The organism is Paenibacillus pedocola (genome assembly GCF_031599675.1).
GTDB lineage: Bacteria > Bacillota > Bacilli > Paenibacillales > Paenibacillaceae > Paenibacillus_AQ > Paenibacillus_AQ pedocola.
Genome location: NZ_CP134223.1, coordinates 5191535 through 5214767 on the forward strand (window position 1 = coordinate 5191535; position 23233 = coordinate 5214767).

17 protein-coding genes are annotated in these 23233 nt (G+C 52.5%); 2 read left to right on the forward strand and 15 right to left on the reverse strand.

All coding sequences use genetic code 11. The annotated features are described in order from the left end of the window. Positions 1-102 precede the first annotated feature (102 nt). From QU597_RS22970 to nifB, 12 genes are all read right to left on the reverse strand, one after another. Complete coding sequence (locus QU597_RS22970; protein WP_310829971.1) at positions 103-1395, reverse strand: BclA C-terminal domain-containing protein; 1293 nt, start codon at positions 1393-1395, stop codon at positions 103-105. Positions 1396-1639: 244 nt separating this feature from the next. After that, positions 1640-2413 (reverse strand): Cof-type HAD-IIB family hydrolase, encoded by a 774-nt coding sequence (locus tag QU597_RS22975; protein WP_054942787.1) that lies wholly within the window; start codon positions 2411-2413, stop codon positions 1640-1642. A gap of 208 nt (positions 2414-2621) precedes the next feature. Next, positions 2622-3764, reverse strand: coding sequence for a hydroxymethylglutaryl-CoA lyase-like TIM-barrel protein (locus QU597_RS22980; RefSeq protein WP_310829972.1), 1143 nt, complete (start codon positions 3762-3764; stop codon positions 2622-2624). Then, positions 3761-4513 (reverse strand): HesA/MoeB/ThiF family protein, encoded by a 753-nt coding sequence (locus QU597_RS22985; protein WP_310829973.1) that lies wholly within the window; start codon positions 4511-4513, stop codon positions 3761-3763. The genes QU597_RS22980 and QU597_RS22985 overlap by 4 nt, the downstream gene beginning before the upstream one ends. 40 nt (positions 4514-4553) lie before the next feature. Then, positions 4554-5120: a DUF269 domain-containing protein gene (locus QU597_RS22990; RefSeq protein ID WP_310829974.1), complete on the reverse strand. Its 567-nt coding sequence runs from the start codon at positions 5118-5120 to the stop codon at positions 4554-4556. Beyond that, the gene (gene nifX / locus QU597_RS22995; RefSeq protein WP_310829975.1) at positions 5104-5514 is read right to left on the reverse strand and encodes a nitrogen fixation protein NifX; all 411 of its coding nucleotides are present in this window, start codon (positions 5512-5514) and stop codon (positions 5104-5106) included. Before nifX ends, QU597_RS22990 begins: the two co-directional genes overlap by 17 nt. Continuing rightward, positions 5489-6817 carry a nitrogenase iron-molybdenum cofactor biosynthesis protein NifN gene (gene nifN / locus QU597_RS23000; protein ID WP_310829976.1) on the reverse strand — a complete coding sequence of 443 codons (1329 nt, stop codon included), beginning with the start codon at positions 6815-6817 and terminating at the stop codon, positions 5489-5491. The genes nifX and nifN overlap by 26 nt, the downstream gene beginning before the upstream one ends. Continuing rightward, positions 6807-8168 carry a nitrogenase iron-molybdenum cofactor biosynthesis protein NifE gene (nifE, locus tag QU597_RS23005; protein ID WP_310829977.1) on the reverse strand — a complete coding sequence of 454 codons (1362 nt, stop codon included), beginning with the start codon at positions 8166-8168 and terminating at the stop codon, positions 6807-6809. Before nifE ends, nifN begins: the two co-directional genes overlap by 11 nt. Positions 8169-8457: 289 nt before the next feature. Further along, entirely contained in the window at positions 8458-10017 is a 1560-nt protein-coding gene (gene nifK / locus QU597_RS23010) for a nitrogenase molybdenum-iron protein subunit beta (RefSeq protein ID WP_310829978.1), read from the reverse strand. Continuing rightward, entirely contained in the window at positions 10014-11471 is a 1458-nt protein-coding gene (gene nifD, locus QU597_RS23015) for a nitrogenase molybdenum-iron protein alpha chain (protein ID WP_310829979.1), read from the reverse strand. Before nifD ends, nifK begins: the two co-directional genes overlap by 4 nt. A 131-nt stretch (positions 11472-11602) precedes the next feature. Beyond that, the gene (gene nifH / locus QU597_RS23020) at positions 11603-12469 is read right to left on the reverse strand and encodes a nitrogenase iron protein (protein ID WP_039876645.1); all 867 of its coding nucleotides are present in this window, start codon (positions 12467-12469) and stop codon (positions 11603-11605) included. 6 nt (positions 12470-12475) lie between these two features. Then, a complete protein-coding gene (nifB, locus tag QU597_RS23025; protein WP_310829980.1) occupies positions 12476-13852 on the reverse strand; it encodes a nitrogenase cofactor biosynthesis protein NifB in 1377 nt (458 codons plus the stop codon). 831 nt (positions 13853-14683) lie between these two features. Between nifB and QU597_RS23030 the strand changes: the two genes are divergently transcribed. Next, on the forward strand, positions 14684-15511 hold the full coding sequence (locus tag QU597_RS23030) for a TerC family protein (RefSeq protein ID WP_310829981.1): 828 nt from the start codon (positions 14684-14686) through the stop codon (positions 15509-15511). A 71-nt stretch (positions 15512-15582) separates the two neighbouring features. On the opposite strand, the gene QU597_RS23035 is transcribed toward QU597_RS23030, so the two are convergent. Next, on the reverse strand, positions 15583-16551 hold the full coding sequence (locus QU597_RS23035; protein ID WP_310829982.1) for a glycoside hydrolase family 43 protein: 969 nt from the start codon (positions 16549-16551) through the stop codon (positions 15583-15585). Between the two features lie 510 nt (positions 16552-17061). On the opposite strand from QU597_RS23035, the gene QU597_RS23040 reads away from it, so the two are divergent. Beyond that, a complete protein-coding gene (locus tag QU597_RS23040) occupies positions 17062-19659 on the forward strand; it encodes a beta-L-arabinofuranosidase domain-containing protein (protein WP_310829983.1) in 2598 nt (865 codons plus the stop codon). A gap of 100 nt (positions 19660-19759) precedes the next feature. On the opposite strand, the gene QU597_RS23045 is transcribed toward QU597_RS23040, so the two are convergent. Both QU597_RS23045 and QU597_RS23050 read right to left on the reverse strand, forming a co-directional pair. Beyond that, the gene (locus QU597_RS23045; RefSeq protein WP_310829984.1) at positions 19760-21427 is read right to left on the reverse strand and encodes a response regulator transcription factor; all 1668 of its coding nucleotides are present in this window, start codon (positions 21425-21427) and stop codon (positions 19760-19762) included. Beyond that, complete coding sequence (locus QU597_RS23050; RefSeq protein ID WP_310829985.1) at positions 21402-23171, reverse strand: sensor histidine kinase; 1770 nt, start codon at positions 23169-23171, stop codon at positions 21402-21404. Before QU597_RS23050 ends, QU597_RS23045 begins: the two co-directional genes overlap by 26 nt. Positions 23172-23233 lie beyond the last annotated feature (62 nt).

The window sequence follows — 23233 nt, forward strand, 5'->3', positions numbered from 1 at the left end:
AAATTTTCTTATATATGTCAAAATAAAAAGAGCGGGCAACTCTTTCCAGAGTCGTTCCCGCTCTTCTATTAGCTCAGCTCAAACACCTGATTTCATCAAAGGCTAGCCCAATTGTTTGATCACAATCGATGCATTCACATTAGCCTGCGTACCGCCGGCCAAAGTCTGCAAGGTAACTGCAGCAGCCGAGCTATGGTTCCGCAGCGTCAGCACATCACCGGAGGATAAGGCAATAATGGCCTGACCCGTATTCTGCTGGGTACCGGCACCCGAGCCGTAAACCGTACCTGGAACTAAGGCGCCATTTACGAATAATGCGAATTGACTCGGTTCTACGCCCGATACAGAGAAGTTAACCTCATAAATACCGGCATTGGTAACCGAGATCGTTGTCGTCCCGGGAGCATGTGTAATTCCCGGCGTAAGCAGGCCATTGGTATCAAAAGAAACATCGGCTTCAATCGGCACGACCTGTGCTCCGAGGTTATAGACATACCCAAACTGGGCTATTCCGCCTGCGGCTCCAGTAGCCCCGGTAGCTCCTGCAGGGCCAGCTGCGCCAGTTGCACCTGTTGCACCTGTTGCACCTGTTGCACCTGTTGCACCTGTTGCACCTGCAGGCCCCGCTGCTCCAGCCGGTCCTGCTGCCCCCGTTGGTCCGGAGGCTCCCGCTGGGCCGACTGGTCCCGCTGGCCCGCCGGGTCCTACTGGTCCAGCTGGGCCAGCCGCTCCCGTTGCACCCGCAGCTCCCGCGGGTCCTGCTGGCCCTGCGGGTCCTGCCGGACCAGCCAAGCCTGTAATGCCAGCCGGACCGATGGCGCCCAATGCTCCAGCCGCACCGGCTGCCCCAGCGGCTCCCAGTGCTCCTGCCACTCCGGCTGCTCCAAGCGCACCTGTTGCTCCTACCGCCCCTAAGGCACCAGCTGCACCGGCTGCACCCAAAAGTCCGGCGGCGCCTGCAGCACCTAACCCCCCGGTAGCTCCTCGCGCCCCTAACGCTCCTGCCGCTCCAACAGCTCCCAGTGCTCCTGCTGCGCCAACAGCTCCCAGCGCTCCTGCTGCGCCGACAGCTCCCAGCGCTCCTGCTGCACCGGGAGCACCCAAAGCACCTCCAGCTCCTGCTGCTCCCAGTGCTCCTGCTGCCCCAGCCGCACCAGCGGCACCCAGCGCTTCTACAGCTCCGGCAGCGCTAAGCGCTCCGGCGGCTCCCGCTGCGCCTAATGCTCCCAGCGGAATATTAACGCGGACAATCTGCTTCTTAACAATAATCTGTTTGCAGCGGATTTTTTTCTTTACTGCGCACTTACTCTTGCGTGGTTTTTTTCTCGGCAGAGGGCAGTAAACAGGCTCTTCCTTAGGCTTCCGTTCCTTCTTCTTAAGACATACATTCCCCATGTTCAACACCTCCAGCAGACTTGATGGTGTATAGTACTCCATTTACCTATGGAGGGCATGGTCATTCATCTTGTAGGCATAATATATTTTCCGAAACTTAGGTTATTTTACTAGCTGGACGAGCTAAATTCATCTATACCTGCGGCAAATGATTGATCCGCCTTGTCACGTCTAGTCCGCAAAACTTCATATAGTATAGGTGGACAATTCCCTTTGATAGATATATAGTTCGCGGTTGAATGGTCTACAGCAGCCCCACCAGCTTCAGCCCTTCATAAATTCCGTTCTCGCTGACATGACTGGTTACGTAAGAGGCGGCCGCCTTCACCTCATCCTCCGCGTTACCCATTGCGATTCCATGACCGACGAAGCTGAGCATCTCCACATCATTGAGCCCGTCGCCAAACGCATAGACATCTTCTTTCGCCACGCCGAGCGCTTTGATCATCTGGGCTATGCCATTAGCCTTGGAGCCGTTGCCGGGCAGCACATCCATACACAGCGGATGCCACCGGACAAATTTAAACCCGGGATATGCTTCAGCATACATCGCCTGGTTCTCCTGCGGACAGAAGATCATCGCCTGATAAATCTCATTCTGCAGGAAATACTCCGCATCATGCGTGGGAAAAGCCAGCTTCAGCGAACCGATGCTCGTATGAATATATTCATGATCCGCGACATTCACCTTCATATCCAGCGCGTCGATGTAGGCAACGGGATGGTCATTTTTTTCGGCGAACAGCGTAATTTCCTTCAGAGCTCCGGTATCCAGCGGATTGAGGTAGAGCTCCTTCCCTTCAAAAACAACATACTGCCCGTTGAGTGAGACATAAGAGTCGATCCCCAGCTCTTCGCGCAGCTCCTTAAACATATAAGAGGCTCTTCCGGTCGCAATGGCAACATTATGGCCCAGCCGTTTCAGTTCGGCAATGGCTTCCTTCGTGGAAGCAGGCACTACCTTATCTTCATCATAAATTGTACCGTCAATATCAAAAAAGATCGTCTTCTTCATCATGGCTCTCCATTCTCCTAGCTGTCTCTTTGGTTTCATCCTGCCAAAATTGTAGATGCTTGCTGCAAGCTATGCAAGTTTTCATTTCCGGTTACGTCAATTTTCTGAAAAAAAACAGCGGCCAGTCTCCATTAACGGAAACAGCCGCTGCCTAATCTGCAAGACCTCAGCATCCTTCGGAGCCTTCAGCCTTTAGTTATCTCCACTTCATTCAGACCACATTCTGCGCCCGCTGCTGCTCTTCCATCAGCCACTGAATCAGCATGACCTCCGGAACGTTGCTTTTTCGGGCCTCAGCATATTCACGGACCTTCTCCAGCAGGCGTCCCGCCGTATCGGCGCTGACTTCAAGGCCGCGCTGCTCCAGCACATGCGCGACACCGCCGCTGCCGGAATGCTTCCCCAGCACAAAGCGGTGGGCCCGGCCGACCTCCTCAGGATCAAACGTCTGGTACGTTGCCCTCTCCTTCATCAGCCCGTCCACATGAATGCCCGACTCATGGGTAAACGCCAGCTGTCCCACAATCGGCTTGGCATCACCGACATTGCGGCCGGAGGCGGCAATGACCTTATCCGCCAGGCCTTTGAGCATATCCAGCCGTACGCCGCATTCACCGCCGTACAAATGACGCCAGGCCATGGCTACTTCCTCCATGGCCGCATTGCCGGTCCGTTCGCCGATACCGGCTACTGTGGTGCTGGCCCAGACCGCACCGGCGGCAATTCCGCTCAGTGTGTTGGCAACGGCCAGCCCGAAATCATTATGACAATGCACCTCCAGCTCCACATCGGCGGGAACCGCTCCGAGCAGCGTATGAACCCGCTCGGCCATCTGCCCCGGATGAAGAGCGGATACCGTATCCGCATAACGGAACCTGCGGATACCTTCTTTATATAAAGCATTCACCAGCTGAACCAAAAAACCCATATCCGCCCTGGAGGAATCCTCCATACCTACCGACACCGTCATGCCCAGCCTGAGCCCGTATTCTGCCGCATGAAGCAGCTTATTCAGCCCTTCCAGCGGCGACAGCCCAAGCTTGCCCTGCAATTGAATTTCCGAGACCGGAATGGACACATGGCTCCAGTTCACCCCGGTGCTCCGCGCCTTGTCGATATCGCCTAGGGCCGAACGGTTCCAGGTCATCAGCTTCATGGGAAGCCCCAGTTCCGCAACCGCCGCGATGTCCTCCTGCTCCCGCTTGCCCATTGCAGGAATCCCTACCTCTGCCTGCTCTACTCCGCACTCCGACAGCAACTTTGCGATTTCCAGCTTTTCTGCCCGCGTGAATGAAACTCCAGCCGCCTGTTCACCATCCCTAAGTGTCGTGTCACATAGCTTGAGACTTTTCACGGTTTACCTCCTTCTCCGCAGCAAGCGCAATTCGGATTACGGGAAATACGGACGCTATAACAGGCGAAGTCGAGTGAGCTGAAGCGATGCATTACGCCCGCATAAGTTGTCCCTACCCCTGTAATCCATTTTACGGCTTCCAGCGCTGCCAGACAACCCGCAATCCCGGAGGTGGCACCCAAAACTGGAAATCCGAACGGCTCCCACTGCGGCTGCACATCCGGGTAGAGGCATTCGAGGCAAGGGGTCAGGCCGGGGATCATTGTCGTAAGTGAAATTTCGAAGCCGTACATCGCTGCTTCCACCATCGGTGTAGCGGTATCCACACAGAGACGGTTCAAGGCATATCTCTCCGGAAAATCGTATCGGGCGTCGATCACAATATCTGCACTCTCCACCCAGGGTTTAGCAAGCTCATACTCGATTTTGGCATTGTAGCCCTCAATTTCCACATGCGGATTCAGACGTTTCAGCTGCGCTGTTGCCGTGCTGATCCGCTCCATGCCCAAGGAATCGCTATCCATCAGAATCTGCCGGTTAAGATCAGGCGGAAGGATGATTCCTTCATGAGCCAAAATAAGCTTTCCAACGCCTGCCGCTGCCAGGTACAGCGCAGCCGTGCCTCCTAACCCGCCAATGCCGGCTACCATCACCGTTGCTTCCTTCAGCGCCTGCTGTCCGCTCTCTCCGAGCAGCTTCAGCTGCCGGCCATACCGTTCAAGCTCCAACCCTCCGGCAAGCTGCTCCATACCTGTCGCCCCCTGTGACTAATTAGTTGTTGTTTACCGCCTAGCCCTCCAGGCTAAGCAAGCCGTGCAGAGCGGTCACTTCCTTGTATTTAGCCAGAAAGGCCAAACCTTCCTCCACACATTCCACCCCGTACCGGATCACCTTCTCCTCTGAGGTGAACGGGAAGGGAAAACCGGCCCGCAGGCTTTTCTGAACCAGAATGACACGCCCGCTGTAAAGCAGCCCCCGGCCGAAGCCTTCATGGTTAATCTCGGCCGTACTCTGGATCATAGTGCCGCTTCTTTCTTCCATCACGCCGGCAATGGCCTGAAACAGCAGCGGAACCTGCTGGCGTACTTTCGGAGAGACGGCACAGTTGAAATCGGACTGGCTTTTATCCTCAGAAGAAGCCAGGAACTGCTGCACAATCTTCTCCTGCGGCGACAGTGCGGCATAGCGGCCAAAGAAATCTTCCGTATCGAGCAGATTGCATAACCGGCGGATAAAGGCATCCGCCGTCTCCTGATCCGGCTCCTTCCGGCCTGTTCGGCTGCGGCGTTTCGGGTTCCCTCCATCCCGGAGTGCCCCCTCCAGCGGAGTTGAATTCTCCTTAGCCATCGGTTCCATTGGATTCCCCCTCTTCCCCTGTGCCTTCTTCTTCCGCCCGCAGCACCTTGGCCAGCCACATCGGCGGTTTGCCTTGAAGCATCTCAACCAGCCGTTTGACCTGTTCATCTATGGGACTTCCGAACGGAACCTTTACCGGCATGATCTTGCGCCGTGTTACCCGCGCAGCGGCCGAAGCACCAATCTGCATAATGAAGATCAGGGTGCAGTCGCCTACGGTTTCCAGACGACTCTCAATTTTCCCGGCTTCATCCTGGTTCAGAACCACCGGCAGCCTGCGCAGCTCTACAAGATCGCCGCCATTTTTGGTCACATTATATACAGCAAACATCGGACTCTGCCCGAAGTGGGCATTTACCCGGCTTCCATCATCTGTGGCGAACGCTACTTTCACGGTGTTTTGCCTCCCTCTGCATTAACAAATTCCCTGCCTTATTACTCCACTCCATTGCTCCCCTGTAGCCTACTGAAACGGACATATAAGCTCCAAGCTCGTTCCAGACCGGGAATCCCGCAGGCATAAACGCGGCTCCAACCCGCTGCGCGCCGGCAATTCCGTGCGAATTGCTGATCCACAGGTCTGCACCTTTGCCCAGTACCTCGGCATCATCCATGTCGCCTATCCAGACCTCACGCTCCATACCGGCGACGACCGGCGTCTCATAAGAGGCGATCAGTGCCTTCTGCTCTACACCCAATTCTTCCAGCCATGCGGATATAGAGTACAGATGATCCGGCTCAAGCGCAGACACTACAGACATCCCAGCGAACTGGAAGTGCGCGTCCAGCATGCTGTCGAGCAGGTTTTCCCTTTGCCAGCAGTACCGCAGCGGTACCGGTTCACCGCTGATCTGGTGCAGGAAATGCAGCATTTCATCTGAAGCCTTAAGGCCCATCGCTCCGCTGAATACTTTGTAAGGCGTGCCCAGCGCGTTGTGCAATCTTCTTGCCGGGCGTTCCATGCTCGCCCCAACGGCGATGGTCAATCCAGACTGCAGGCTCTGCAGCATCGAATCCAGCGGCACCCCGCCCCGGGTCAGCGGAGAGAAGCCGGTGAGCAGATGTCCGGATAATGAAGTGGAAATATCGGGCACCGCAATGACCTCAAACCCGAAGGCAGAGATCATTTCCTTAAGCTCCATCACATCCGCAGGGGTCAGAAAGGATCCCGGCAGCAGGGTGATCTGGCGGGTGTTTACCGTTCTTGAGCCCCGGTGCCCTACCTGCTGGATCATTTCGTCAATCATCGCTTCCACGGTCGCACTGAAGCCCGATTCGAGCGAACCGCGAAAGTCGGGCAGCACTACGGAGAAAGCCAGCCCGCCCCGCATGTTCCGCTCCCGCTTGTAGCTCTTGAGCATCGTCGCATAATCCACTCCGGCAACATCGGTCAATTCCGTGCCGATAATCCCGATAATGTCGGGGCGGTGTTTGCTCAGCACGATATTGAGCGCTTCTTCCAGATTGCGGTTTGCGTCAAAAATAACATCCATCTCCTGAAGCGCAGAGGTCTGAACGGCAATCGGCTCACGAAAATGCCGGGTCAGCAGCGCCTTAGGAAAAGCTGAACAGCCTTGCGAGCCGTGAATCAGCGGCATGGCCCGGTAGCAGCCCTGAAGGGCAAGTACAGCACCGAGTGACTGGCCGATTTTGATCGGATTAACTGACGCCGGCTTGTTCCGTCTGTTAACGGTCATAAGGCACCTCCTTATCCCAGGGAGCCGGGCTCGCTGCAAGCTTCCAGATCGGATTAGCGAGTGAATAAGTCAGCTCCTTGGCCAGGCGCAGCAGACCTTCATAGCCGGCATAAGCCTTATGTCTTTCCTGGTTGATATCAATGAACGGGATCTGTTCTTTCATGGCTACATACATATTGCGCCCGCCGGCGATCATGATGTCGGCCTTGCGTTCCCTGACGGTTTTGAGAATCCGGGTTGCGCCGCCTTCCGGGATATATTCGGTGTCGTCCCCTACCCGGTCGGCAATCCGCCGCACATCATCCTCTGTGCTTTTGTTCGTACCGACCCCAACCACCTGCACACCGAGCTCCTTCAGAGCGGAAATTACGGACCAGCTCTTGACACCGCCGGTATACAGTACGGCTTTTTTCCCTTTCAGAATCTTGCGGTACGGGCGCAAATCCTGTATCAGACGGCTCTCCTCACGTTCGGTCAGACGGTCAACCCGCCGCTCCATATCACGGTCATTCATCAGATACGCCATCTGGCGCAAGGAATACGTTGTCTCCTTGGCCCCATAGAAGGAACCCTCGAAATACGGGATCCCGTACCTGGATTCCATCTCCTTGGCCAGACCCAGCAAGGCGCGGCTGCAGACGACCATATTCACCTTGGCACGGTGCGCCCAAGTGATCTCCTTATATCTGGCATCGCCTGTAATGCGTGATGTTACAGCGATGCCCGCACTGTTCATCAGCTTCTCAATATCCCACATTTCACCGGCGATATTGTATTCACCGATCAGATTGACACCCGGCGGTAACTCCGGCTCCGGTTCACCTGTACCGATCACATACTGCAGCAGGGCATCGCCCGCCAGCCGGTTGCCCAGATTCTTGCTGCCGACAAAGCCGGGGCTGTTGACCGGAATAACCGGGATACCAAGCCGGTCACCTGCTTCCTTGCATACGGCATCCATGTCTTCACCTATGAGTGCAGTCACGCAAGTTGAATATACAAATATTGCCGGAGGCGCAAAGCGCCCGGCAATGTAGTCAATGCTCTCTTTAAGTTTCTTTTCTCCGCCAAAAATAATATCGGAATCGTTCAGATCCGTGGCAAAACCGTATTGAGAAAGCGAGGGGCCGCTTGAAAGCGTACCTCTGCTCTCCCAGCTGTTCCCGGCACAGGCAATCGGACCATGGACAAGATGTGCAGCGTCCATAATCGGCAGCAGTGTGATTTGGGCTCCGTCGAAAGAGCAGCCTCCGGCTGCTTCACCGGGCTTAGGCCGCGGACAAGGCTTGGATTTGGGTGCCTTACTCCCGCAGGCCTCGGAATCAAACTCGTCTTTTCGAATAGGGTCCATCGGCTTTCATCTCCTTCGTTAAAGGTGGATGCTGACTCTACCTACATGCTAACCTGCATCAGAAACGGCAATTGCACATCACTAGCAAGAATCCCGGCCTACTCTATTCCTGCATTTCGCTTGGGAGAAACTGTAGGCGAAAGCGGATATAGAGAACGCCGGGCACAATATCACTTTTTACATTTATTCAAAATCATGTATGTTAATCATAAAATATCATTACAGAAACTTTCAGTAATTTTCATCACGTACGCATACAATTTAAGCTGTAAAAATCCTGATTTTCGGCTTACCGCACCAAATCATAGTTGAAGCCGGAATTGTTGCGGTCCAGTTCATCCAGAACGGTATTAACGATCTGACTGAGCAGATTCAACGCACCCTGGTATCCGAGGATCGGATAACGGTGCATATGATGACGGTCAAAGATCGGGAACCCTACACGGATCAGCGGAACCACCGCATCCTTGGCTGCGAATTTCAGATGCGAGCTGCCGATAGCCAGATCCACCGGGTCCGTCAGCAGCAGCGAGCGCATATGCCACAGGTCATTTCCGACATATACCGTAGCTTCTGAGCCGTAAGGACTCGAGGCCAGCAGCGCTTCGGCCTCTTCCTTGAATTTCACATCATTGAAATCCACATCACCGTTTGAGCAGACGATATGCACAGGCTCCATGCCTACTTCCATACAGAATCCGATAAGTCCGATCAGCAGGTCCGGATCGCCCACCAGTGCTACCCGCTTGCCGTGGAGATACGGATGGCTGTCGGTAAGTGCATCCACTACCCGGCCGCGCTCTTCCAGAAGCGAAGCCGGAATCGGCAGGCCTGTCAGTTCACTAATCGCTTCCAGCAGCTTGTCGGTTCCGGCAATGCCTAGTGGTGTAGACAGTGCGGAGACTTGCTGCTTCCAGGTTTCACTGATAAAGTCCTGGGTTTTCTTCAGCGTGTACTTCTGAAGGGACAGTGTGCCAAGTGCGTTCGCTGCCAAAGGAACATCCGCCAGCTTCGTTCCGCCATAGTAGTATTCGTACTCACCGGTAGCCGGCGAGTCATAGTTGCCGCTGTGATCACCGAGGAGCGTATACTTGGTATCAAAAGCATCCAGAATTTTGCGGATCTCCGTAAAGTTGCCGGTGTAAGGCTCAAATCCGAGCATCACGTTCAGCTTCTCTCCCGTTTCTTCACCGCTGCCCGGGGCTGCCTTCAGGCCGGAACGTTCATACAGATAACTCAAGATGCCTTTCAGCATCGAATCATAGCCTGTAATATGCGAACCGACGAAGCTCGGCGTATTGCAGAACGCAACCGGGAAATCTTCGGAGATTACGCCTTTTTGGCGGGCATTCCCGATAAAGGAGGACAGGTCATCCCCGATAACCTCAGCCATACAAGTGGTACAGAGTGCAACCATCTCCGGTTTGTAAAGTGCGATACTGTTCTCCAGACCGTCGATCAGATTGCTCATGCCGCCGAATACGGCTGCATCCTCGGTCATGGAAGATGAAACGGCCGGTGTAGGCTCTTTAAAATGGCGGCTCAAATGGCTGCGGAAATACGAGTTGCAGCCTTGCGAGCCGTGAACGAAGGGCAGGGTTTTCTCGAAGCCAAGCGCCGCCATAATCGAGCCAAGCGGCTGGCACGCCTTATGAGGATTAATGACAACCGCCTTACGGTTAAAGTTCTTCTCCATATACTCTGCAGATTGGGAGTAAGCGAGCGCTTCTGCGGTTTCCTGCTCACTGCAGGGCGCTTCGAATTGCTGCTTGTTCAGCCGCTGCTCCACGAACCGGTGTTCCGAGAACAGAGTGTTGTAATCCGGAATGTCCAGTCTGTCCTTACTCATATGCTCGCCTCCTCTTTTTGGACGGTTTCCTTCTTCTTGATCAGATTCCATACCGGGCTGTTTACAGTCATATCCATGTCCTTGGCAAAAATCTTAAACCCGTCGAAGCCATGGTAAGGACCGCTGTAATCCCAGGAGTGCATCTGGCGGAACGGAACACCCATTTTGTGATACACGTATTTTTCTTTAACACCCGAACCTACCAGATCGACATTCATTTTCTGGGCGAGCTCTTCCAGCTCGTAGGCGGTCGGATCATCCATAATGATCGTCCCTTCCTTCATCATCGGGAAGGTCTTCTCATAATCGTCTTTATGGGCAAATTCGTAACCGGAAGCCACGATGTCCATACCGAGATCCTCATAAGCGCCGATTGTGTGGCGGGAACGCAGACCGCCGATCATCAGGAGCACTTTTTTATTTTCAAGACGCGGTTTGTATTTATTGATAATGGCATCCATTGCCGGCTTGTGCTTCGCGATCATCTTCTCGCAATTCTCCTGGATCGTTTCGTCAAACAAAGCGGCAATCGCGCGCAGGCTCTCATACGTTTTGGAAGGTCCGAAGAAGTTGTATTCCATCCAGGGAATTCCGTAGGCCTTCTCCATATGTTCAACCATGTAGTTCATGGAACGGTGGCAGTGAATCAGGTTCAGCTTCGCTTTATGGGCGATTTCGAGCTCGTTCAGGGTACCGTCACCAGACCACTGGGCAATGACACGCAGGCCCATTTCTTCGAGCAGAATACGTGAAGCCCAGGCATCGCCGCCGATATTGTAGTCACCGATGATATTGACATCGTAAGGTCCGGTTTCGGCTAAGTCAGCTTTGCCCAGCACGAAATCACGGATGGCATCATTGGCGATATGGTGGCCCAGCGATTGGCTGACGCCGCGGAAACCTTCACAGCGTACCGGAACGATCGGCATTTCCAGCTCTTTGGACATTTTCTTGGACACCGCTTCAATATCATCGCCGATCAGACCGACCGGACATTCGGATTGAACCGAAATCCCTTTAGCCAGCGGGAACATTTCGGTAATTTCACGCATAATCACTTCAAGCTTTTTGTCACCGCCGAAGACGATATCCGTCTCCTGGAAATCACTTGTAACCTGCATAGCGGTAAAATTATCGATTCCCAGTGTACCGCTCGCATAGTTGCGGCGGGTACCCCAGCTATATTGTCCGCAGCCGATAGGGCCGTGGCTGATATGAACCATATCCTTGATCGGTCCCCAGACCACACCTTTAGAGCCTGCATATGAGCATCCGCGCGGCGTCATGACACCGGGGCGCGATTTGATATTGGACTTCAGGGCACATGTGCCGCAGGTTTGCGCTTCTTCCGTATTGATCTGGAAGTGCTTTTCCCGGTCTTTCTTCGCTTTTTTGGGGTAGGCTTCCAGCACTTCTTCAACCAGCTTCTTATTCGCTTCGATATCCAGTCCCATTGTTGACCCTCCTTTTCGTGGTGCAGGCCGCCTAGGCCTACATTACTTCTCATGCCACTGTGAGCCATTCCGGTGAACCTTCGTCTCTCCACTCCCGTTCACCGGTAACTCCCGACTAACCGGTTTGCTGCTTATTGTCCGGAAGCCTGCAGCTTCTGGATGGCAGCTTCTTCATCTTCGATGATACCGAATTCCATCAGCAGCTCTTCCAGCTCTTCCATGGAAATCGGGGTAGGGATGGTCAGCATTTTATTGTTCAGAATTTTCTCAGCCAGAATTTCGTATTCCTTGGCTTGCTTGTGCTCCGGATTGTACTGGGCAACGGTCATTCTGCGCAGCTCGGCATGCTGAACCACATTGTCACGCGGCACAAAGTGAATCATTTGTGTATTCAACCGGCGGGCAAGCTCCATAATCAGCTCATCTTCACGGTCTGTGTTACGGCTGTTGCAGATCAGGCCGCCCAATCTGACACCGCCGCTGGTGGCATATTTCAGAATCCCGCGGGCAATGTTGTTGGCTGCATACATAGCCATCATTTCACCGGAACAGACGATGTAGATCTCTTGCGCTTTGTTCTCGCGGATCGGCATAGCGAAACCGCCGCATACAACGTCGCCGAGTACGTCATAGGATACGAAATCCAGATCGGTATAAGCACCTTCCTGCTCCAGGAAGTTGATGGCGGTAATGATACCGCGTCCTGCGCAGCCTACGCCCGGTTCAGGTCCGCCGCACTCTACATTGATGATGTCGCCAAACCCGGTTTGCAGCACATCATCCAGTTCCAGATCCTCTACCGAGCCAAGCTCTGCAGCCAGATGAAGCACGGTTTGTTGAGCTTTAGTATTCAGGATCAGGCGGGTGGAGTCTGCTTTCGGGTCGCAGCCAACGATCATAATGCGTTGTCCGAACTTTGTAGCTAACTGAGCCAGGGTGTTTTGTGAAGTTGTCGATTTACCGATACCGCCTTTACCGTAGAAAGCTATTTGTCTCATAATTCATCATCCCTTCGAAATGTTTATATTTTCAAAATATGAGCTGTACTTCACGCTTTCGAGAATGGCTTCCTGTATCCCGCCTTTGCGGACTAGCGGCAATACACCGATTTTGTTCAGGCTGGCCCGGGGGCCGTCTCCGATACCGGAGCAGAGAAGTATACGGCAGTCATTTAAAATGGTTATGATTTCCTGCAGCGTAGCAGCTTTGTCGCCGTTGCAATCCGCTTTGCCGTGACAATAAGCTTGGATCTTGCGGACACCGACCAGCCTGACATCAGCTCCGTCAGTATCATAAATCAGGAACTCTGTCGCATGGCCGAAATGCTGATTGACCTTGTCGCCGCCTCTGGTGGCCACTGCAACTCTTGTTCTCGGTGTTTCCTCCCATCGCCCTTTGGCTCTGGCCTGCTTGGCGCTGACACGTTCGCGGATCTTGGAATCCAGATCACTCTGGAACTGTGCGCGTGCCTCCTGATTGATCACCGGATCGGCTTCCATCGCCTCCAGCGGAAAGTCCTGGTTGCGGTCCTGGCCCAGCAGTCCGATGGCATCGGCCCGGCATTGCCGGCAGTGGCGCATGACCTTCATTCCGTCACGCCCCAGCAGCTCCTGCAGATTGTGCAATTCCTTCGGACGGGGCGCTTTGCGGCCGTCCATTTCATACTGGCTGCCCGGTGCGATAATCAGCGGTGTTACGTTATGCAGTGTGGCCCCGAGCTCTTTTACTCTTTTGGACACTGCAGGAAGATGATGATCGTTGACCCCCGGAATCATGATGGAGTTGACCTTGACGAGAATCCCCAGCTTCGCCAGCATCTCAAGCCCTGCCAGCTGACGGCTGATCAGCAGCTCCGCCGCCTCCCTTCCTTCGTACCGCACCCCTTCATCAAACACCCAGGGATAAATTTCACGGCCGATATCAGGATCAATGGCGTTAATCGTGATGGTAACATGACGGATGCCAAGCTCTACAATCTCATCCACATGCCTGTAAAGCGTTAGTCCATTCGTGCTGAGGCATAGGCTGACGTCAGGTACATGCCGCTTCACCCTTGCGAAGGTGTCGAAGGTCTGCTCCGGATTCGCCAGCGGATCGCCGGGACCGGCTACACCAACCACCGACAGCTGCATGAGCTGCGCCGCAACGCCTTTCACCTTGCGTTCTGCCTGCTCCGGCGACAGCACCTCACTGACCACGCCCGGCCTGCTCTCGTTGACACAGTCGAATTTGCGGTTGCAGTAATTGCACTGGATGTTACAGGCGGGAGCAACCGGGATGTGCATCCTGGCATAGAACCGGTGGGCTTCCTCGCTGTAGCAAGGGTGCCGGCTGATCTCCTCCTCAGCTTCCTTTGATAGACACGACGACGGCTGCATCATTTCCCACCTCCTAAAAGTTTTACGGAGCTTAACTTCTTTTGAAAACTCTTCGCAGTAAAACTCGCTTCGGAAGCATACGCTTAGTTTTACTAGCGTTACTTCACTGATTCAGCTTCGGTAAAACTCGCTTCGGAAGCATACGCTTAGTTTTACTAGCCTCCGCTTTCCTGAATCGACTACACGACAGTTGAGCTAAGGGTAATCTCGCTTGTGTTAGTTTATCTAACAACAACCTCGCTTGACCGCTTGAATTACTTTCATCATATTTTCAACACCCGGCATCGTCAATTACATCCAAGCATAAAAAGCCCTTAATTTCCTCATGTTTGCAGTATCGCCATATCGTATGTTAACTTTCATAACCTATATGTATCATGTTTCCGTTTCCATTTAGTCCACTCTTCAACTGATATTTATTCTCATATCCATTGACAATCGCCCGTTGCTCATATATGATACTTCTAAGTCAATAACACAACTTATAAAATTTAATATATCCCGTAAAGGGGAGTAGCTGTTCGAGCAGATACCGGTTGCCGTCTTCTTATGAAGATGTGTGCGTTTCTGTGAGAAATATAAGATTGTAGTATAGGTGAGAGACCTGTACTTGCTTATATATCAGATAAAGTCGTCAGTACGAGAATATGAGGATATTCTCCGGCTCTATCGGCAATGAATTATTGTTAGCGAGACCTTTACCAATCAGGTTAGACCTTTATTCCAAAGGCTGATCTGTTTGGTAAAGGTCTTTTTTATATATATTTTGGTCAAAATAAGGTACTGTAGGTATTTTTTTGATGATATTTACATCCAAATGAGGAGGAAACAGCAATGGATTGGGGATTATTATTGGAATACGGATGGGTATTGCTCGTTCTCGTAGCACTGGAAGGGCTGCTCGCCGCAGATAACGCACTCGTACTGGCAATTATGGTAAAACATCTTCCTGATGAGGAGCGTAAAAAAGCACTGTTTTATGGATTGGCCGGGGCGTTTGTCTTCAGATTCGGGTCGCTTTTTGTCATCTCTTATCTGGTGGACATCTGGCAGGTACAAGCCATTGGCGCAATTTATCTGCTGTTTATAGCGGGGAATCACATTTTCCGGAAAGTGCTGTTTAAGAAGCCAGTTACGGATGAAGCCAATGAGAGCGGCACTTCTGAAGCCGTCGATAAAAAGAAGTCCAGCTTCTGGTTCACTGTTCTGAAGGTAGAAGTAGCAGACATTGCATTTGCGGTCGATTCGATCCTGGCGGCAGTAGCCCTTGCGGTTGCGCTTCCGGCCAGCGGTATCCGCAACATCGGCGGACTCGACGGCGGACAGTTCCTGGTTATTTTTGCCGGCGGCTTCATCGGTCTGGTAATTATGCGGTTCGCGGCTTCCTTCTTCGTCAAGCTGTTGCATTCCCGTCCCGGTCTTGAAGTGGCTGCATTCTTCATCGTCGGCTGGGTCGGCGTTAAGCTGGCTGTTATTACACTGGCTCACCCCTCCCTGGGTGTTTTGTCCGAGGAATTCGCCCACAGCACCTGGTGGAAAGCAACCTTCTATGTCGTGCTTGTTATCATCGCAGCTACAGGCTGGTTCATGAGTAACCACAAAGTTGAAGAGCATGAAGGCGAGAATCCGGTTAAAGAGGTTGATCAACAGCTTGGCAAATAAAAAAATATCCCGTTAAAACAATAACCCGGAAGATACACACCAGCACAGGTGTAATCTTCCGGGTTATTTGCTTACCGCTTCAATTGGCTGTCCTTGACCGGCACTCCGAAATCCGGAGTGCCGTCCGGGTTCCAGCGGAAGACCTGGGCCCGCGTATGGCGGTTCGGATCATACAGCGGATCGCCGGTAATCTCCTTATAGTTCCGGGCATGGTAGATAAGCACATCTTCCCCGTGCTCATTGACGGTAAAGCTGTTATGCCCCGGCCCGTATTGCCCGTTCTCCTCGGATGTGCAGAATACCGGCTCCGGTGATTTGGACCAGGATGCTGCATCCAGAAGATCGCTGTCTTCATCGGCTGCCAGCAGCCCCATACAATAATTGTAATCGGTAGCGCTGGCCGAGTAGCTGATAAAGATCCGCCCGTTACGCTTGATGACCGCAGCCCCTTCATTGACGCTGAAGCCGATAACCTCCCAGGGATACTGCGGAGTGGAAATCATCGTCTGCTTCCCCTGCAAGGTCCACGGATTGCTCATTTCAGAAATATAGAGATTAGAATTCCCCGGAATCTCCGGATCCTTCTGCGCCCAGACATAATACAATACACCCTTGTGCTGAAAGGTTGTCGCATCCAGCGCGAACGATTCCCACGCAGTTTTCACTTGGCCCTTCTCAGTCCATTCGCCTTCCAGCGGGTTCACAGCATCGTTCTCCAGCACATACATGCGGTGATCGAACAGCCCTTCATTCGTCTCCGTTGTATGCGCTGCAGCAAAGTAAATATACCATTTGCCGGAGATGTAATGAATTTCGGGCGCCCAAATATTGGCGCTAAGCATCCCGGTCTCATACTTACGCCAGGCTACTGCCGGCACCGCATCAGGCAATCCCTCAAGCGTCAGCGATCTTCTTACCTCAATCCGGTCATACTCCGGTACCGAAGCCGTGAAATAATAATAACCGTCTGAATGTTTATACACCCAAGGATCAGCGCGTTGCTCTACCAGCGGATTGACATACTCTTGGTTCCTAGGCATGATCAGTTCTCCTTTTCAATAGCGGCTCTTAAGCTTGCCTCTGTTTCCGTCCTCAAGGTATCATAACGTTTATTTCTTGTAAATATAAATTTATTAATAATTTTATAAACACAATCTAAATACCGACTAATCATTAGTCTTTTAAGTCGAAAAAAACTCTAAAAAAGGGCCCGTTATAGAATATATGAGTTATTGTTTTATATATGAATGAAATATATTAAATAAATGTATATAAATATCAGGTTTCACTCAAACGGCTTAATCAACTTCCCCTTAACCATACCAATGACAGCGATCTGACTTTTTTACATTCACATTTCTCTGGTTCAGTATACCTATTCCCCTGCAGCCTGTCCCCGGATTATGGATAATTCTAACCTTTTCACACAAATTCGAACGTTGCACTATTTACCACTGATCGTATGAAAATATAAGCTAAGTTATGAGCATGAAGGCTTGTCTGCTAAGCAGACTGTCAGCCCTATAATTCAACAGGCAGGAGCTAAAATAATGACTATACCGGGCACCGCCCCAATAACGAAAGACCCTTCTTGGCTGAACGATTTCCGGATGGATCAGGTTCAGGTTACCGATCCCTATTGTGTTAACGCCTTCTCCAAAGAGGTGCTTTATCTCAAAAGCTATGACCTTGACCGGCTGATTGCCGGCTTCCGCGAGAACCGGGGGCTGCCGGCAAAAAGCGAAAAATACCCCGGCTGGGAAAGCACAGAAATCCGCGGCCATACGCTGGGCCATTATCTGACTGCGTTGTCCCAGGCTTACCAGACCACCCGTAACGGCCACCTTCTTGAGCGGCTGGAGTATGTCATAGGAGAGCTTGCGCTCTGCCAATTTGAGAGCGGTTACCTGTCGGCTTTTCCTGAACAATTATTTGATAATGTTGAGAACAAACAACCTGCCTGGGTGCCTTGGTACACAATGCACAAGATCATAGCCGGATTAACCGCTGTATACAATGCCACCGGCAGTAAAACTGCCTATTCGATTGTCACCGGCCTTGGTAACTGGGTGCATCAGCGCAGCTCAGGCTGGTCGGCGGAAATTCAGGAGCGGGTATTGTCAGTAGAATACGGCGGGATGAATGATTGCCTCTATGAGCTGTACAAAATCTCAGGGGATGAGCGCCACTTACAGGCCGCCCACATGTTCGACGAGCTGACCCTGTTCACTCCGGTTCATGAGGGCCGGGATATTCTGAAGGGCAAGCATGCCAATACCACCATCCCGAAATTCCTCGGGGCGCTGAACCGGTACCGGGTGCTGGGTGAGAGCGAACGCTTTTACCTGGAGGCTGTGCAGCAGTTCTGGGAAATGGTCGTCTTCCATCACAGCTATATTACAGGCGGGAACAGCGAATGGGAGCATTTCGGCGACCCGGATATTCTGGATGCGGAACGCTCGAACTTCACGGCCGAGACCTGCAACACTTACAATATGCTGAAGCTGAGCCGGGAATTGTTCAAGATAACTGGGGAAGCCAAGTATATGGATTTCTATGAAAATACGTTCATTAACGCGATTCTTTCCTCGCAGAACCCGCATACCGGAATGACGATGTATTTTCAGCCGATGGCTACGGGGTACTTCAAGGTGTACAGCTCCCCCTTCGACCATTTCTGGTGCTGCACCGGAACCGGCATGGAGAGTTTCACCAAACTGAATGACAGCATCTATTTCTATGGCGGCAGCAGCATTTATGTGAACCAATATATTAGCTCCGAGCTGATCTCTGAGGAATACGGCATTGAGCTGACTCAAACAGCAAATCTTCCGTACAAGGACACTGCTGAATTCAAGATCCGCACGCTCAAGGGCAGTGAACAGTCCTTCGCTCTGCATCTGCGTTTGCCGGACTGGACCGCCGGAGATATTGAGATTACGCTGAACGGGCAGCCGCAGCCTCTTCATCTCTCGGGACGTTATACCGTTCTGGACAGACTGTGGACTGATGGGGATACGCTCAGTATCCGCCTGCCGATGAAGCCGTCGTACCATACCTTGCCGGATGCGCCTAATGTGGCAGCTTTCAAATATGGCCCGGTTGTACTGAGCGCTGCACTGGGAACCGAGGACCTCGCAGAATCCGCTACCGGCGTGGCAGTCAGTGTGCCGACCCGCAACATGCTGGTGAAGGACTTCATCACCCCTGCACAGCAAAGTGTAAGCAGCTGGCTGGATAAGTTTGAAGAGAACTTTGTCCAGAAGGGCGGGGAGCTGACCTTTGTTCTCCGCAATACCGATGAAGATAACCGGCTGGAATTCACCCCGCATTACAAGCAGCATGCTGAGCGGTACGGGATTTACTGGAATCTGGTCGAAGCCGATTCAACGGAGCTGCAGGAGCATATTCTGCAGAGCAAGCAGCGTCAGCGCATACAGGAAGCTACTATCGACAGCCTGCCTGTCGGTAACGACCAGTACGAGCTGGAGCACAGAATCAAAGGTGAGAACACCTCGGTCGCTACCTGGGACGGATATAACATCAGACAGGCGGAGAACAACGGCTGGTTCAGCTATCAGCTTAAAGTTCTTCCGCACAAGGATAACTACCTGGCGGTCACTTACTTCTCCGGCAGCAACGGCAGAACCATCGACATTTATGTACAGGGCGAGCTGCTGGTAAGCGATACGCTGATGACCGATAAGGCGCGGTCTTTCTATACGAAAAGCTATCTGATTCCTGCAGACACTATCAAAGACAGCACCGAGCTTGAGGTCAAATTTGTCATTCCGGGCGAGATGAACGGTATATTCGACCTGCTGCGGACGATGACAGACTTCGATCACAGTGCAGCACTCCACAGTCTGAGCTTTGATACAGGATCACTTGATCAGCCGTTCGCAGGCGATCTTACAAGCTATACGTTGACGGTTCCGGCCGGTACACAAACCGTTGAGCTGCGCGCCGTGCCGGCACACAAAAATGCCTTAATCTACTGCGGAGACATTCTAATTGAAGACACACAACCAAGGACCGTCTTCCTGCAGGAGAATAGCACACAGGTCAACCTGACCGTCAAAGCTGAAGACCATGTAACCAGGCAGGAATACAGCATCACAATCCTTAAAGCACCGGCAATCCAGTAACAAAGGGGAACCTTTCAGCTATAACTGAAAAAGATCGTTCTGCATGCGCTGCTGTTCAGGCGCTCAGAACGATCTTTTTATGTGGATAACGGACTTGAGCTTAGGCTTGAACCTTCCTGTGCTCCCGGTATTCCTGCGGCGTACAGCCGACGGTTTTTTTGAAAAAACGGAAGAAATAGTGCTGGTCACTGAAACCCAGCTGGCCGGAAATTTCATGCATTTTCAGCGCTGTTCCCAGCAGCAGCTCCTTGCTGAGCTCCACCTTCTTGTCCAGGATATAATCGGAAATGCCCTTGCCGGTGGTCCGCTTATACCAGCGGGATAGATAGGAAGGATTAAGGGATACCTCCTGCGCAATCCGGGTCAGCGACAAATCATCCCCGAGATGAGATTTGATATACTGGTGGATCATCGATAGAATGCTGGATTCGTCATGTCTGTACGAGGCGCTGCGTTTGGAAACCACCCATTCGAAGAATGCATGATAGAACGTGATGACCTCGGGCCACCGGGTATGAATAGTGAAATGCAGCAGCTTCGACAGGTCCATTTCGCCCAGGGCATCCTCCGTCAAGCCCAGCTCCTGCAGCGTCTGGAGCAAAGCGCTGCTGATCCCGGACAGCAGTCTCAGCCGGACAAAAGGATCCTCCGGCCCTTCGTCTCCGCACAGCTCTGCCCATTTCCGGAAGAATCCGCTCCATTCGGCATCCCCTTCAAGCAGCCGCTGCTTCAAATAATCGAGCAGCAGTTCAGCAGCCGCATAGCGGTTGATTACTCCGCCTGGGTTCGCACCAGCTTCAGTAACATTGACCCTCAGCAGCTTCTCCATTCCCAGGCCGGGCTGATCATAGACCGCCAGCCGCAGGCGATTCAGGGTATAGTTCAGTTGAGGCCAGGCTACCGCCTCTTCACTGGCGATAACGGATACGGACATTTGCAGACATTTACCGCAGGCCTGCTGAACCGACTCCATCGTGCCGTGTACGAAACGGAGTGTTTTTAACCATTGCTCGGCTTCTGTCACAGGCAAGTGATGATCAGACTCAGGCTGGACAAAGCAAGCAATCGTTCCCGGGTCGAGATCAACCGCCTTCACTTCGGACTTGCCCTTGAACAGCTCCTCTGCAATGTTGGCGACGGCGTAACGGATCAGACTCCGGTCTGAAGCCGTCTCTACATTCCTCCAGGCTTCAATCCGCAAAATAACCGGCAGGACCTGCTGTTCCGCCCGGAACGGCAGCTGAATCGCATCGAATTCATCCTGCAGAACCTGACGGTCAATTCCCTCGGAGCGTCTTAGAATATCCAGCAGCAGCTGCTGCTGCAATTGGGGAAGGGCCCGGGGAAGCTTATCGCGGAGCCATTGGGTCTGGTACTGCTCCACATCCTCCGAGGCAATCATCTCCAGGGTCCGGGTTACCGCGGAACGGATTTTATCCATCCCCTCGGTCTTGAGCAGATAATCCACTACACAGGGATTGCGGATCGCCTGGTGCGCATAATTGAATTCATCGTGTCCCGTTAACAGAATTACTTTGCAGCGCGGCCAGCGGCCGACAATTTCCTGAATCAGCTCCATGCCGTCCATACCGGGCATACAAATGTCGCTAAGGACAATATCTATTTTGACTGCATTCAGCCAGTCTATGGCATAATCTGCGGAATGCACCTTGATAATCTCCAGATCGGGAATATCCGCCTTCAAAAAAAACTCATACAATCCGTCCAGAATAACCGGCTCGTCATCTACTATCATCATCCGCTGCATTTCCGCCGCCTCCTCTTATTGAGATGTTAACCCGTATGCAAAGCCCGCCGAGCGTACTTCGTTCCGCCTGCAGCCCGAAGCCTGAACCGAACTTAATGCGTAGCCGCTGATTTACATTCAGCAGTCCGGTAATTTCGCCCTGGGCACTCTCCCCAGAGCCGAATTGCCGCTGGAGCTGTCTCAGCTTGTCCTCGCTAAGGCTGTCGCCATTGTCTTCGATTTTAATCGACAGCCGGTCCTCTACCTGCTCATAGCTCATCTTAAGCAGGCCGTTTTTGCTTTTATGCTGAAGCCCGTGCTCGAACACATTCTCAATAATCGGCTGCAGCAGTACGCGGGGAACCTGAATCCCGCGCCATCCCGGCTCTATATCGTCGACTTCGGCCCCGATTCTTGATCCGAAGCGGATTCTCTGGATCGCCAGATACACAAGCGCATGGTCCAGCTCCTGCTGCAATGTAACCTCCTGGGCAGAATCACGGGTGATATAACGGAAATATTGACCGAGATAATCGGAAAATTCCTTAATCAGCTCCACATTCTCCACTTCAGCCATCTGTTTGATACTGAACAGGCTGTTGTACAGGAAGTGCGGTGTAATCTGCGACTGCAGATGCTTCAGTTCGGCTTCCCCCGTACGGATCTGCTGCACGTAATTCTCCTGGATTAAGGTGTGCAGATGTCTCAGCATCTCATTAAACTGTGAATACATATACCCGAACTCATCCTTGCGGGAATGGGTAATGAAGATGCCTGTCTGTCCCTGCTCCGCTTTGCGGAAGCCTCGGATAAGTACGGCCATAGGGCGGTGGATTGTCCGGTAAGTCCAGAAAGAGAAGAGAACGATGATTCCTATCGAGACCACTGTTAACAGCCGCAGCAGCTGCGAATAAATATGAATCGGCTTCATTAGAACCGTATTCGGGATATCTGCGGTCAGTGTAAAATTGTTAGCTTGATCATAGAGCGAATAATAAAATGAATCCTCAATCCGGTACCGCTGAACGCTCACCGCCTCCTTTCCGACCACGGGGATGCTGCCCTGCAGGAGCTTCGGCAGTTCTTCTGCGGAAGAAACGACATATTCATTACGGCTGCCGAACGCCAGCGTAATATCACTTCCGCCCGAGGCGGCGAATTCTTTCAGCCGCAGCTTGAGCTCCGCCGAGGAGAGCTTGATCCCCAGCAGAAAATTCGGCGGGACATTACTGTCCAGATTAAACGGATTGCTGCGCAGCAGATACAGCTCGTCCTGATATTTGGATAACGCTCCGTTCAGATTACCCATCGTACCAAGCAGGCTCTGCCACTCCCTGTCCGTAACTTCTCTGATGCCGTCCACGGCGCTGACCCGCTTGTTGATCTGCGGAACATAATAGACGACGTCACTGATGTAAGGACTGGTTTCTTTTACCTGCAGAAGCTTAGTGAGAATATCATTCAAATTGGAATCGATTTCATAACGGCTCATGATTGGAATACGTGTGCTGAAGGTCGATAGCGCATCGTCAAGGGAGTATTCAGTAACCAGCGCGGTCATTCGCTGCAGCTCGAATTCCAGATGGCTGTAGTAAAAGTGAAGCTTCGATTCATTGGCCCGTTCGACTTCAGCCTGCATCTGGTTAGAGCTGTAATAGGTTATCGAGATACTAAGCACGCAGAGCGGCAGCATAACCAATAAAAAGGCGCCGATCAGTTTAATTACGATGGAATTCGGGTTCCAGCGGATTGCGAATGGTTTCATCGGGTAATGGTCCTCTCCTGCAAAACTGGCACAAAGCAGGAACCGCAATACGCGGCTCCTGC

What these genes read in the sequence shown, in the direction of transcription:
- nifH (WP_039876645.1), bottom strand. Translation starts at nt 12,469, where the DNA reads ATGAGACAAATAGCTTTCTACGGTAAAGGCGGTATCGGTAAATCGACA.
- nifE (WP_310829977.1), bottom strand. Translation starts at nt 8,168, where the DNA reads ATGGACCCTATTCGAAAAGACGAGTTTGATTCCGAGGCCTGCGGGAGT.
- QU597_RS22985 (WP_310829973.1), bottom strand. Translation starts at nt 4,513, where the DNA reads ATGGAGCAGCTTGCCGGAGGGTTGGAGCTTGAACGGTATGGCCGGCAG.
- nifK (WP_310829978.1), bottom strand. Translation starts at nt 10,017, where the DNA reads ATGAGTAAGGACAGACTGGACATTCCGGATTACAACACTCTGTTCTCG.
- QU597_RS23030 (WP_310829981.1), top strand. Translation starts at nt 14,684, where the DNA reads ATGGATTGGGGATTATTATTGGAATACGGATGGGTATTGCTCGTTCTC.
- nifN (WP_310829976.1), bottom strand. Translation starts at nt 6,817, where the DNA reads ATGACCGTTAACAGACGGAACAAGCCGGCGTCAGTTAATCCGATCAAA.
- QU597_RS22970 (WP_310829971.1), bottom strand. Translation starts at nt 1,395, where the DNA reads ATGGGGAATGTATGTCTTAAGAAGAAGGAACGGAAGCCTAAGGAAGAG.
- QU597_RS23035 (WP_310829982.1), bottom strand. Translation starts at nt 16,551, where the DNA reads ATGCCTAGGAACCAAGAGTATGTCAATCCGCTGGTAGAGCAACGCGCT.
- QU597_RS23045 (WP_310829984.1), bottom strand. Translation starts at nt 21,427, where the DNA reads ATGCAGCGGATGATGATAGTAGATGACGAGCCGGTTATTCTGGACGGA.
- QU597_RS22990 (WP_310829974.1), bottom strand. Translation starts at nt 5,120, where the DNA reads ATGGAACCGATGGCTAAGGAGAATTCAACTCCGCTGGAGGGGGCACTC.
- QU597_RS23050 (WP_310829985.1), bottom strand. Translation starts at nt 23,171, where the DNA reads ATGAAACCATTCGCAATCCGCTGGAACCCGAATTCCATCGTAATTAAA.
- nifD (WP_310829979.1), bottom strand. Translation starts at nt 11,471, where the DNA reads ATGGGACTGGATATCGAAGCGAATAAGAAGCTGGTTGAAGAAGTGCTG.
- QU597_RS23040 (WP_310829983.1), top strand. Translation starts at nt 17,062, where the DNA reads ATGACTATACCGGGCACCGCCCCAATAACGAAAGACCCTTCTTGGCTG.
- nifB (WP_310829980.1), bottom strand. Translation starts at nt 13,852, where the DNA reads ATGATGCAGCCGTCGTCGTGTCTATCAAAGGAAGCTGAGGAGGAGATC.
- QU597_RS22975 (WP_054942787.1), bottom strand. Translation starts at nt 2,413, where the DNA reads ATGATGAAGAAGACGATCTTTTTTGATATTGACGGTACAATTTATGAT.